The sequence below is a fragment of the Spirillospora sp. NPDC052269 genome (genome assembly GCF_040679435.1).
Lineage (GTDB): Bacteria > Actinomycetota > Actinomycetes > Streptosporangiales > Streptosporangiaceae > Spirillospora.
Map to the genome: position 1 here is coordinate 223,485 of NZ_JBFAUU010000014.1, position 12,406 is coordinate 235,890.

General features: G+C 70.0%; 10 protein-coding genes. 7 read left to right on the forward strand and 3 right to left on the reverse strand.

The genetic code is table 11. From position 1 onward, the window contains the following. Window positions 1-116 precede the first annotated feature (116 nt). The gene (locus AB0L06_RS29135) at window positions 117-2,606 is read left to right on the forward strand and encodes a Tex family protein (protein ID WP_500234307.1); all 2,490 of its coding nucleotides are present in this window, start codon (window positions 117-119) and stop codon (window positions 2,604-2,606) included. Window positions 2,607-2,757: 151 nt separating this feature from the next. Here AB0L06_RS29135 and AB0L06_RS29140 read toward each other — a convergent pair whose 3' ends face one another. Further along, entirely contained in the window at window positions 2,758-3,801 is a 1,044-nt protein-coding gene (locus AB0L06_RS29140) for an SPFH domain-containing protein (protein WP_500234308.1), read from the reverse strand. 147 nt (window positions 3,802-3,948) lie between these two features. On the opposite strand from AB0L06_RS29140, the gene AB0L06_RS29145 reads away from it, so the two are divergent. From AB0L06_RS29145 to clpX, 6 genes are all read left to right on the forward strand, one after another. Then, the gene (locus AB0L06_RS29145) at window positions 3,949-4,746 is read left to right on the forward strand and encodes an AIM24 family protein (protein WP_500234309.1); all 798 of its coding nucleotides are present in this window, start codon (window positions 3,949-3,951) and stop codon (window positions 4,744-4,746) included. 7 nt (window positions 4,747-4,753) lie between these two features. Further along, entirely contained in the window at window positions 4,754-5,665 is a 912-nt protein-coding gene (locus AB0L06_RS29150; RefSeq protein WP_500234310.1) for an AIM24 family protein, read from the forward strand. A 279-nt stretch (window positions 5,666-5,944) separates the two neighbouring features. Then, complete coding sequence (gene tig / locus AB0L06_RS29155) at window positions 5,945-7,435, forward strand: trigger factor (protein ID WP_500234311.1); 1,491 nt, start codon at window positions 5,945-5,947, stop codon at window positions 7,433-7,435. 348 nt (window positions 7,436-7,783) lie between these two features. Then, the gene (locus AB0L06_RS29160; RefSeq protein WP_500234359.1) at window positions 7,784-8,416 is read left to right on the forward strand and encodes a ClpP family protease; all 633 of its coding nucleotides are present in this window, start codon (window positions 7,784-7,786) and stop codon (window positions 8,414-8,416) included. Between the two features lie 29 nt (window positions 8,417-8,445). After that, the gene (locus tag AB0L06_RS29165) at window positions 8,446-9,123 is read left to right on the forward strand and encodes an ATP-dependent Clp protease proteolytic subunit (RefSeq protein WP_500234312.1); all 678 of its coding nucleotides are present in this window, start codon (window positions 8,446-8,448) and stop codon (window positions 9,121-9,123) included. Between the two features lie 191 nt (window positions 9,124-9,314). Then, window positions 9,315-10,589 carry an ATP-dependent Clp protease ATP-binding subunit ClpX gene (clpX, locus tag AB0L06_RS29170; RefSeq protein WP_500234313.1) on the forward strand — a complete coding sequence of 425 codons (1,275 nt, stop codon included), beginning with the start codon at window positions 9,315-9,317 and terminating at the stop codon, window positions 10,587-10,589. A 162-nt stretch (window positions 10,590-10,751) separates the two neighbouring features. On the opposite strand, the gene AB0L06_RS29175 is transcribed toward clpX, so the two are convergent. Further along, window positions 10,752-11,435: a response regulator transcription factor gene (locus tag AB0L06_RS29175; RefSeq protein WP_500234314.1), complete on the reverse strand. Its 684-nt coding sequence runs from the start codon at window positions 11,433-11,435 to the stop codon at window positions 10,752-10,754. Between the two features lie 87 nt (window positions 11,436-11,522). Then, a complete protein-coding gene (locus AB0L06_RS29180) occupies window positions 11,523-12,359 on the reverse strand; it encodes a hypothetical protein (protein ID WP_500234315.1) in 837 nt (278 codons plus the stop codon). Window positions 12,360-12,406: the final 47 nt, after the last annotated feature.

Sequence of the window (12,406 nt, forward strand, 5' to 3'; positions counted from 1 at the left end):
GGTGATCGCCGCCGGAGGAGGACGAGTACGTCCGGGAACCGGGGCTGACGCGACAAGCGGCCCCGGTTCCTGGACAATGCTCGGGCGACATCCCAGGGGAGAAAGCGAATCGATACGTGACAGTCACCAGCCAGAACGCCGCCGAGCAGGCCGCCCCGCGGCCCATCACCGAGCGGATCGCCGACGAGCTCGGCGTCCGGGAGGGACAGGTGCGGGTCGCCGTCGATCTGCTCGACGGCGGGTCCACGGTCCCGTTCATCGCCCGGTACCGCAAGGAGGCGACCGGCGCGCTGGACGACACCCAGCTCCGCGACCTGGAGGAGCGCCTGCGCTACCTCCGCGAGCTGGACGAGCGGCGCGGCGCGATCCTGGAGTCGATCGACGGTCAGGGCAAGCTCAGCGACGAGCTGAAGGCCCAGATCATGGCGGCCGACTCCAAGGCGCGGCTGGAGGACATCTACCTCCCGTACAAGCCCAAGCGCCGCACCAAGGCCCAGATCGCCCGCGAGGCCGGCCTCGAGCCTCTCGCGAACCTGCTGCTGGACGACCCGGCCCACGACCCGGCCGAGTCCGCCGCCGGCTACGTGGACGCCGAGAAGGGCGTCGCCGACGCGTCCGCGGCCCTGGAGGGCGCCCGCGCCATCCTGGTCGAGCGGTTCGCCGAGGACGCCGACCTCATCGGCTCCCTGCGCGAGCGCATGTGGACCAGCGGACGCGTCGTCGCCAAGGTCCGCGAGGGCAAGGAGGAGGCCGGCGCGAAGTTCTCCGACTACTTCGACTTCGCCGAGCCCTTCGCCAAGCTGCCCTCGCACCGCATCCTCGCCCTGTTCCGCGGCGAGAAGGAGGAGGTCCTCGACCTCGACCTCCAGCCGGAGACGGAGGAGGCCGACCCGGCCGTCCGGACCGGCTACGAGACCGAGATCGCCGCGCGGTTCCGGATCACCGACCAGGGCCGTCCGGCGGACAAGTGGCTCCAGGACGCCGTCCGCTGGGCCTGGCGCACCCGGATCCTCGTCCACCTCGGCATCGACCTGCGCACCCGCCTCCGCCAGGACGCCGAGGACGAGGCCGTCCGCGTCTTCGCCGGGAACCTCAAGGACCTGCTGCTCGCCGCGCCCGCCGGGACCCGCGCCACGATGGGCCTCGACCCGGGCCTGCGCACCGGCGTGAAGGTCGCGATCGTCGACGCCACCGGCAAGGTCGTCGCGACCGACACGATCTACCCGCACGAGCCGCGCCGCCAGTGGGACGCCTCGCTCGCCACCCTCGCCAAGTTGGCGAAGGAGCACCAGGTCGACCTCATCGCGATCGGCAACGGCACCGCGTCCCGCGAGACCGACAAGCTCGCCGCCGACCTGATCACCGCGAACCCCGACCTCAAGCTCACCAAGATCATGGTGTCCGAGGCGGGCGCGTCGGTGTACTCGGCGTCCGCCTACGCCGCCCGCGAGCTGCCCGACCTGGACGTGTCCCTGCGCGGCGCGGTCTCCATCGCCCGCCGCCTCCAGGACCCGCTCGCCGAGCTGGTCAAGATCGACCCGAAGTCCATCGGCGTCGGCCAGTACCAGCACGACGTGTCCGAGCTGAAGCTGTCCCGCTCCCTGGACGCCGTGGTCGAGGACGCCGTGAACGCGGTCGGCGTGGACGTCAACACCGCGTCCGCCCCGCTGCTGACCCGCGTGTCCGGCATCGGCGAGAGCCTGGCCGCCTCGATCGTCGCGCACCGCGACGACAACGGCCCGTTCCGCACCCGCGACGGCCTGCGCGGCGTGGCCCGGCTCGGCCCCAAGGCCTACGAGCAGTGCGCGGGCTTCCTGCGCATCCCCGGAGGGGACGACCCGCTCGACGCCTCGTCCGTCCACCCCGAGTCGTACCCGGTCGTCCGGCGCATCCTGGACGCCGCGGGCACCGACATCAAGGCCCTGATCGGCAACACCGCCACGCTGCGCTCGCTGAAGCCGCAGCAGTTCGTGGACGACACGACCGGCCTGCCGACGGTCACCGACATCCTGTCCGAGCTGGAGAAGCCGGGCCGCGACCCGCGTCCCGCCTTCAAGACGGCCACCTTCAAGGAGGGCGTCGACAAGCTCGCCGACCTGCAGGCCGGGATGATCCTGGAGGGCGTGGTCACCAACGTCGCCGCCTTCGGCGCGTTCGTCGACGTCGGCGTCCACCAGGACGGCCTGGTCCACATCTCGGCCATGTCCAGCAAGTTCGTCGAGGACCCGCGCGACGTCGTCAAGCCCGGCGACATCGTCCGCGTCAAGGTCCTGGACGTCGACCTGCAGCGCAAGCGCATCTCCCTCACCCTCCGCCTGGAGGACGAGGCCGAGGGCCAGAAGCCCGCCGACCGCCAGCGCGGCGGAGGCGGCGGCGGAGGCCAGCGGGGCGGCGGCCAGCGCGGCGGCGGGCAGCGCGGCGGAGACCAGCGCGGAGGCGGCCAGCAGCGCCGCCAAGGCGGTGGCGGCAACGGAGGCGGTGGCGGTGCCGGCGGCCGCGGACGTCAGGGCGGCAGCGCCCCCGTCGGCAACAGCGCCATGGCCGACGCCCTGCGCCGCGCGGGCCTCGACAAGGGCCTCCCGAAGCAGGACCGCCGAGGCAAGTGACCGGTTCTCCGGCCCGCTGAGAGAACCCGCGGGCCCCTGAACGAGCTTCCGGGCCGTGTCCTCGTCTGACGCCGAGGACACGGCCCGGAAGCCTTCGGAAGGCGCGGATCCCGTGTGGTCGGCACGCGACCCGCGCATGGTCTGAGAAGGGTCAGCCCGAGGCGGCCTGCCCGCAGTTGCCGCAGAACCGGGCTCCGCCGGGCAGTTGCGTCCCGCAGCCCGTGCAGTGCACGGCCTGGGCGACGGGCTGGCCGCAGCCCATGCAGAACTTCGCGCCCGCCGCGTTCCCGGTGTTGCAGGACGTGCAGACGACGGCCGCCGGGGCCTGCGCCGGAGGAGCCTGCGGCTGGGGCTGCGCGGCCGCGGCCTGCTGGCCCAGCCCGAGCCCGGCCGCCAGGAACGCCCCCGCGTTCGCCGCCCCGCCCTGGGCCATGCCCTGCCCCGCGCCCAGCGCCATCTGGCCCGCCGCGTAGTTGTTGAACCCGCCCGCGAGCTGCGAGTACTGGACGTCCCGGGCGAGCCGCTTCAGCTCCGACTCGTCCTCGGGGGACAGGTTGACGTCGAAGTTGCCCATCTGGGTGATCGCCACCCCGTACGCGGCGAGCTGGTCGTTGCCCGCCGCGACCGCCGCGTTCTCGATCTCCTCCGAGTACGCCGACAGCCCCAGGATCGGCCACCCGTTCCGGACGATCTGCGTGGTCACCCCCGCCCGCATCGCCTTGAGCAGCTGGTCGCTCACCCACGCCGCGACGCCCTCGGCGTCGGTGAGGTCCACCGTCCCCGCGAGGTTGACGATCAGCCGCGCCGGGTCGGTCACCCGCAGCGCGTAGTCGCCGAACACCCGCAGCGTCACGATCAGCCCGCTCTTCGGATCCTGGACGTTGTCGATCCGCCCGCCGAAGGTGATCCCGGTGAACTCCCGGGTGTGCACGAAGTACAGCTCGGCGCGGTAGGCGTTCCCGCCGGTCATCCGGTCGACCACCGCGCCCAGGCCGGGCAGCTCCTCGGCGTCGATCGTGTGGCGCCCCGGGCCCAGCATCTGGACGATCCGGCCGGCGTTGACGAACAGGGCCGCCTGGTCGGCGTTGACGATCGCCTTGGTGAACCGCCGGATGTTCACATCCGGCCATTTGAACACCAGCTGTCCCTTGCGTTCATCCGGAACCGCGATGAATTCCCGTTCGAACCAGGCCATGTCCCCTCCACTGCGCCGGAAAGCCCCGAACGGATCCTAACCGTGCCTGCTACCTTCTTCCCGCGAATAGCGACAAAAGCGGACGCGCAGAAAGTAAGCGCGGAGTTAATGTAGCGCTAAAAAGGTAAGAGCGGGGGCGGGAAAGCCGTGGACAGAATCCAGTGCCGATGGTGCCGCGGGCAGAACCCGCCCGGCACGGTCAGCTGCCTGACCTGCGGCGCGCCGCAGAACGAGGCCGACCGGGTCAGCGACTCGGGCTGGCGCGAGGCGCCCCGGCTCCGGGACATGACCGAGTTCCGCTTCGGCAACAGCACCTGCCAGGTCGAGGGCGAGCTCGTCCCGGTCGCCGAGGTCGCCCTCGGGCAGGGCGACGCGGTGTACTTCGAGCACCACGTGATGCTCTGGAAGGACGAGCACACCCCGCTGTCCGCCTACAACACCGGCGGCGGCCTCAAGCGGTCGCTCGCCGGGATGCCGCACATCGTCACCGTCGCGTCCGGCCCCGGGCGCGTCGCGTTCTCCCGCGACTCCCCGGGCGAACTGGTCGTCCTTCCCCTGCACCCGCAAATGGAGCTGGACGTGCGGGAACACGCCTTTCTCGTGGCATCCGGGTCGATCGGCTACTCGTTCGTCCGCATCAAGGGCCTGGCCAATATCCTGCATGGCGGCAACGGCATGTACATGGACCGGTTCGTCACCCAGGGGTATCCCGGCCTGCTCATGCTGCACGGCTACGGAAACGTCTTCGAGCGGGTGCTGAGGCCGGGGGAGAAGATCCTCGTCGAGCCCGGAGGTTTCCTCTACAAGGACTCCACCGTCCAGATGCAGGCGGTGCAGATGAACCTCAAGACCGGCCTCCTCCGGCGCGGCATGTACCTCGCCGAGATGACCGGACCCGGCCGCGTCGGCATCCAGTCCATGTACGTCCACCACCACTCGGGTTGAGGCGTCCATGACCGAACAACGGACCGACGACCGCTACGTCTGCCGCTACTGCCGCCAGCCCAGCGACCCGAACTCCCGCACCTGCCCGCTCTGCGGCGCCCCCGTGGACGTGCGCGCGTCGGTGAGCATGTCCGGCTGGACGAAGCAGCCCGCCGTCCGCGACATGGCGCACATCCAGTTCGGCCAGTCCCGCTGCCAGATCGAGGGGACGATGGTCCCGGTGGCCGACTTCGCCTTGGCCTCCGGCGAGTGGATCTACTTCTCGCACAAGAACCTGCTGTGGGCCGACCCCGCCGCCCAGCTGTCCAACATGGGCCTCAAAGGCGGCTGGAAGCGCATGATGGCAGGGCTTCCGCTCGTCATGCTCGTGGGCCAGGGACCGGGCCGGATCGCCCTTTCCGACAACCACGCGGGCGACATCGTCGTCCTGCCCCTCCAGCACGGCCAGTCCATGTGGGTACGCGAACATCGCTTTCTCGTCGCCACCGGCAACGTCGCTTACGACTGGACGAGCACGGGCATCTGGTACGACACCCGCAAGGGCGACGACCGCGAACGGCACTGGCCCATGGGCCAGTTCGGGGACGTCTTCACCGCCGAGAACGGCCCAGGCCTGCTCCTCCTGCACGCGCCCGGTAACACCTTCGTCCGCGACCTCGCCCCAGGGGAGCCGCTGCTCATCCAGCCGAGCGCGCTGCTTTACCGTGACGTGACCGTCGAGGCGCACCTGCACCTGGAGTACCCGCGCAGCGTGGGCAGGAGCGCCCTCGGGTCGCTGTTCGGCAACCGGTACAGCAACCGCAGCATCATGGCCCGCCTGGTCGGCCCCGGCCGGGTCGCCGTCCAGTCGGTCTACGAGCGGCCGGAGGACGCCCTGCCCGTCGTCCGCCATTCCCGCGCCACCAGGCGGAACTGGTAGGACGGTGACCGTGAGGTGGCCGGGAGAGGGGCCGATTCCGCCGCGTCGCACCTGGTAACGTCCGGGGGGTTGACCGGAAGCCGGGGGCCGCGGGGTCCCGGAACGACCCGCCGATGTCCGCAGTTCCCCCGGTTACCCCATAGACTTGGCGCGCATGGGCGCGGAGCCGAATTTTTCGGCGTGCCCGCCCTGTTCGCGAGCCAGAGAGACTGACAGAGGCTGAGCAAGCGCGTCGAACGCCGCGGCCGAGACAGTGCCCGATCAAGGAGACCTACCCCAGTGAAGACCGATGTCGAGGAGCTGACCCCCACCCGGGTCAAGCTCACCGTCGAGGTTCCGTTCGACGAGCTCAAGCCGAACCTCGACAAGGCGTACCAGGAGATCTCGCGTCAGGTGCGGATCAAGGGCTTCCGGCCCGGCAAGGTCCCCGCCCGCCTGATCGACCAGTACGTGGGGCGTGGCGCGGTCCTCCAGGAGGCCGTCAACGACGCCCTGCCCGAGCTCTACGGCCGCGCCGTCGAGGAGAAGGAGATCTTCGTCCTCGGCCAGCCGGACGTCGAGGTCACCGAGCTCGACGACAACGAGAAGTTCGCCTTCACCGCCGAGGTCGACATCCGGCCGAAGTTCGACGTGCCGGAGTACGACGGCCTCGAGGTCGTCGTCGAGGACGCCGAGGTCACCGACGAGAAGGTCGCCGAGACCCTCGACACCCTCCGCGAGCGCTTCGCCTCCCTGACCACGGTCGAGCGCGCCGCCGAGAAGGGCGACTTCGCCACCATCGACATCGCCGCCGAGACCGAGGGCGAGTCGGTCGAGGACGCGGCCACCACCGGCTTCTCCTACGAGGTCGGCAGCGAGGGCGCCATCGAGGGCCTGGACGAGGCCGTCACCGGCATGTCCGCCGGCGAGTCCAAGACCTTCTCCTCCAAGCTGGTCGGCGGCGAGAAGGCCGGCGAGGACGCGGAGATCACCGTCACCGTCCAGTCGGTCAAGGTCAAGGACCTGCCCGAGGCCGATGACGAGTTCGCGCAGCTCGCCTCCGAGTTCGACACCATCGACGAGCTCCGCGAGGACGTCCGCACCCGGCTCGGCCGCCAGGTCCGCATGCAGCAGCTGTCCGACGCCCGTGACAAGGCGCTCGAGGCCCTGCTGGAGAAGGTCGAGATCCCGCTGCCCGACGCCGTCGTCCAGCAGGAGATCGACCGCCGCTACCAGCAGCTCGACCAGCAGCTGCAGATGGCGGGCCTGACCAAGGCCGACTACCTCAAGGACGAGGAGAAGTCCGAGGAGGACTTCGACCAGGAGGTCAAGGACGCCTCGGCGCTCGCGGTCAAGGGCGGCTTCGTCCTCGACCAGCTCGCCGTCCAGGAGGAGCTGGGCGTCGAGAACGAGGAGCTCAGCGAGTACGTCGTCACCCAGGCGATGCAGATGGGCGTCGCGCCCCAGCAGCTCGCCCAGTACCTCACCGAGAACAACCAGCTCCCGGCGATCGTCTCCGAGGTCCTGCGCAGCAAGGCCCTCAACCTGATCGTCGAGCACATCGTGCTGAAGACCGAGTCCGGTGAGACCCTGGACGTCGAGGCCATCCAGCGCGAGCTGAACGGCGACACGGTCGAGGCCGGCGAGGACGTGACCGAGCAGGCCCAGGAGATCGCCGACGTCGCCGCCGACGCGGACGCCGCCGCCGAGGCCGACCGCGAGGAGGCCCAGGAGGCCAACGCCGAGGCCGAGGCCGCCGCCGACGCCGAGGAAGGCAAGAAGGACGCCTGACCGCCCTTCGCGGCACCCGAAAGTGTCTCTGAAGCGCCTCTGACGAGGTTCTGAAGAGGTTCTGACGCACCGAGCGCCCCGCAACCCCCTACCGGGTTGCGGGGCGCTCGGCGTTTCCCCCAGGGCGACCGTGCGGCGCGCCGGGGACGGCGCGGGCCGCGGGGCCGCCCGCCGCTCCCACACGGCCTCCTGCCGCGCGGGAGCCCGGCTCCTACGCGACGGAGGCCGGTTCTCGCCATCGGTACGCCCCTGGCGAAAAGCAGGGCCCTCGGGCTTAAGCGGGGGCGCCAGCGCGTTAATGTCCAATCATCCGAACCGATTAAAGGACCGGAGGAACACCCGGTGAGCATGCCTCCGACTTTCGACGAGTCGTCCCGGATCCAGGCACGGGTGGCCGAGGCGCCGCTGCTGCCCCTGGGCGACCAGCTCTTCCAGCGGCTGCTGCGCGAGCGGATCGTCTTCCTTGGCCAGCAGGTCGACGACGACATCGCCAACCGCATCTGCGCCGAGCTGCTCCTGCTGTCGGCCGAGGACGGCCGCCGCGACATCACGCTGTACATCAACTCGCCCGGCGGCTCGGTGACGGCCGGCATGGCGATCTACGACATCATGCAGTACGTCCCGAACGACATCGTGACGGTCGGGATGGGACTGGCGGCGTCGATGGGGCAGTTCCTGCTCTGCGCGGGCACTCCCGGCAAGCGGTACGCCCTGCCCCACGCCCGGATCATGATGCACCAGCCGTCCGGCGGGATCGGTGGCACGGCGTCCGACATCAAGATCCAGGCCGAGCAGATGCTGTACGTCAAGAAGACGCTCGCCGAGAAGATCGCCGCCCACACCGGCCAGTCGCTCGAGCAGATCGAGCGCGACTCCGACCGGGACCGCTGGTTCACCGCCGAGGCCGCCAAGGACTACGGCTTCGTCGACCACGTGGTGCTCAGCGCCAACCAGGTGCCCTCCGAGGGCACGGTCAGCTGACGAATCATCCCGAAGCGGAGGCATAGCAAGTGAGCGAACTGTACCGGCCCCAGATCCAGGCGGGCGGACCCGGCGCGGTGATGCCGGTGGACAACCGCTACATCATCCCGTCCTTCGTCGAGCGCACCACGTACGGGGTCAAGGAGATGAACCCGTACAACAAGCTCTTCGAAGAGCGGATCATCTTCCTCGGCGTGCAGATCGACGACGCCTCGGCGAACGACGTGATGGCCCAGCTCATCACGCTGGAGTCGATCGACCCCGACCGTGACATCAGCATCTACATCAACTCGCCGGGCGGCTCCTTCACCGCCATGACGGCGATCTACGACACGATGCAGTTCGTCAAGCCGGACATCCAGACGGTCTGCATCGGCCAGGCGGCCTCGGCCGCGGCCGTGCTGCTCGCCGCGGGAACCCCCGGCAAGCGGGCCGCGCTGCCGAACTCGCGGATCCTGATCCACCAGCCGGCGACCGAGGGCACCTACGGCCAGTCGTCCGACATCGAGATCCAGGCCCGCGAGATCATGCGGATCCGCGAGCTGCTCGAGGACATCCTGGCCAAGCACTCCGGGCGGGACCTGGAGGAGGTCCGCCGGGACATCGAGCGGGACAAGATCCTCACGGCCCTGGAGGCCAAGGACTACGGCCTGATCGACGATGTCTTCGTCAGCAGGAAGCGCAAAGCCGAGGTAGTGTCGTCCTGATGAGACGGCGCTGACGGCGTCCCCTCGGGAGGGCGCGTTGGGTCCCCGCCCCGGCGACGGTCGCGGGCGGGGGGCTTAACGACCCACCGCGAGGCGGTACCGTCGAATTCGGCGCCTGGAGCCTCCGGGACCAGACTCAGCCGCAGCGGATGGCCGAACAGGCCGCGGCCCCACGAAAAGGAGACAGTTGGGTGGCACGCATCGGCGACGGTGGTGACCTGCTCAAGTGCTCGTTCTGCGGGAAGAGCCAGAAGCAGGTCAAGAAGCTCATCGCGGGTCCGGGCGTGTACATCTGCGACGAGTGCATCGATCTCTGCAACGAGATCATCGAGGAGGAGCTCTCCGAGACCTCCGATCTCAAGTGGGACAGCCTGCCCAAGCCGCGGGAGATCTACGAGTTCCTCGACTCCTACGTGATCGGGCAGGAGACGGCCAAGAAGGCCCTCTCGGTCGCCGTCTACAACCACTACAAGCGGATCCAGTCCGGTGACACGGGCTCGGGCGACGGGGTCGAGCTGGGGAAGTCGAACATCCTTCTCCTCGGCCCCACCGGATCGGGCAAGACGCTGCTCGCGCAGACGCTCGCCAAACTCCTCAACGTCCCGTTCGCGATCGCGGACGCCACGGCGCTGACGGAGGCCGGTTACGTCGGCGAGGATGTCGAGAACATCCTGCTGAAACTGATCCAGGCGGCCGACTACGACGTCAAGAAGGCCGAGACCGGGATCATCTACATCGACGAGGTCGACAAGATCGCCCGCAAGAGCGAGAACCCGTCGATCACCCGCGACGTCTCGGGCGAGGGCGTCCAGCAGGCGCTGCTGAAGATCCTGGAGGGGACCACCGCGAGCGTCCCGCCGCAGGGCGGCCGCAAGCACCCGCACCAGGAGTTCATCCAGATCGACACCACGAACGTGCTGTTCATCTGCGGTGGCGCGTTCGCCGGGCTCGAGAAGATCGTCGAGTCCCGGGTCGGCAAGCAGGGCATGGGCTTCGGCGCGGTGATCCGCTCCAAGGCCGACCTCGACGAGTCCGCCGCCGCGCTCGGCGACGTCATGCCGGAGGACCTGCTGAAGTTCGGGATGATCCCCGAGTTCATCGGCCGTCTACCGGTGATCACCAGCGTCCACAACCTGGACCGCGAGGCCCTGATCAACATCCTCACGGTGCCGAAGAACGCGCTGGTCCGCCAGTACCACCGGCTCTTCGAGCTGGACGGGGTCGACCTGGAGTTCACCGACGACGCCCTCGAGGCCATCGCCGACCAGGCCATCCTGCGCGGCACCGGCGCCCGCGGCCTTCGCGCGATCATGGAGGAGGTCCTCCTCTCGGTGATGTACGAGGTCCCGTCCCGGCAGGACGTGGCCCGCGTCGTCATCACCCGCGAGGCCGTCCTCGAGCACGTCAACCCGACGCTCGTCCCGCGTGAGCGCAGCAAGCGCGAACCCCGCGAGAAGAGCGCGTAACCCGGCGGAACGGTTGTACGAAAGGCCCGTCACCATCGTGGCGGGCTTTTTCGTGTTCTCAAAGGACGCGTGAGCCCCGGACCCGCGGGATGTCGTCAACCCCTGTGAGCGGCCGGATCGCCTGCCCGGTGCGGGGGCGTTCCGTGCCAGGAGAGCCGGGGGTCAGTTCTTGCCGGATTCGCCCAGGCCGGCCTCCCGGGCCATGACGATGGCCTGGGCGCGGTCCGCCACCTGCAGCTTCATGAAGATGTTGGAGACGTGGTTGCGGACGGTCTTGGCGGACAGGAACAGCGCGGACGCGATGTCGGCGTTGCCGCGGCCCTGCGCGATGAGTTCCAGGACCTCGCGTTCCCGCTCGGTGAGCTGGGGGAAGGCGTTCTGCCGGGGGTGGGGCATGCCCGAGAAGTAGGTGAGGACGCGGCGGGCGATCTCCGGGCCGTAGATGGCCTCGCCCGCGGCGACGGCGCGGACGGCGCGCGCGATCTCCTCGGCGCCGGACTCCTTGAGCAGGTAGCCGCGGGCGCCCGCGCGCATGGCCGCGAACACCGAGTCGTCGTCCTGGAACATGGTGAGGACCAGGACCCCGGTGCGCGGGCTGGTGCGGGTGATCGTGCGGGTGGCCTCCAGGCCGTTCCCGCCGGGCATGTGCAGGTCCATGACGACCACGTCCGGCCGCAGCTCGGCCGCCAGCCGGACCGCGTCGGGGCCGCTCTCGGCCTCGCCGACGACCTCCACGCCGAGCGCCTGGAGGAGTCCGCGCAGGCCCTGCCGGAACACCGGATGGTCGTCGGTGATCAGGACCCGGATCGGGCCGGATGCGGTCTCGGTGCCGGTTGCGGTGTCCATGGGCTCGTCCTCCGGCGGCCGCGTCCCCCACCCGTGCGGCGGCGGCCGGCGCCGCGCGGGTAGGGGGATGGTACCCGTGGCGGGCGGTTACTTCTTCTGCTCCACGGCGTCCCGGAAGGTCCGCATCAGGACGGCGGTGTCGGTGATCGTGGATCCCGGCTTGGTCGGGACGATCGCGCCGAAGCTGCTGCTGGTCGCCCAGGCGCACTCGGTGATGGTGACGCTGCCCGAGCTGATCTGGAAGCAGCCCGCCTTGCCGCCGTGCGACCCGGCGTCGACGGTCAGGACGGTGGTGCCGCTGGTGCTGGCGGACGACCGGATGCCGCTCATGAAGGTGCTCGGGTCGCCGATCGGGCCGGTGCCGCCGAAGAAGATCACGCCGGTGCTGCCGGTGAGCCCGCCGCCGCTGCTGTCGGAGTCCTTGTAGAACGCCGAGCTGACGTCGGTGACCTTGCCGTGCGTCATCGTCCGCATCTGCGTCTTGAGGTTGTCCATCCTGCTCGCCATCTGCGACTCCATCGCGGAGTCACGGCTGCGGCCGCCGACGCTGTCGGGCGTGGTGATGGAGTACTTGTCGCCGCCGGCGCCGGAGAGCGCGACGACCGCGACCACGGCGATGATCACCAGGACGAGTCCACCGCCGACCAGGCCGATGACGAGCCCGGCGTTGGACCTGCGCGGGGGGACGCCGGGCGGCGGGCCGAAACCGGGCTGCGGCTGGGCGAAACCGCCGGGCGGCTGGCCCCAGCCGGGCTGCTGGTCCTGCTGGGACCACCCGGGCTGGGCGGCCGGCGGGGCCGGCGGGGCCTGGGGAGCGGGCTGTCCGTAACCGGGCTGCTGACCGTAACCGGGCTGTCCGTAGGGGTTGGGGGCGCCGCCGGGATTGCCTCCCGGCGACTGGGGCGGAGGGTTCCAGCCGCTCACGTTCTCTCCTAGATCCTTGATCTCTCTTGCCCCCGCACGTTATACGC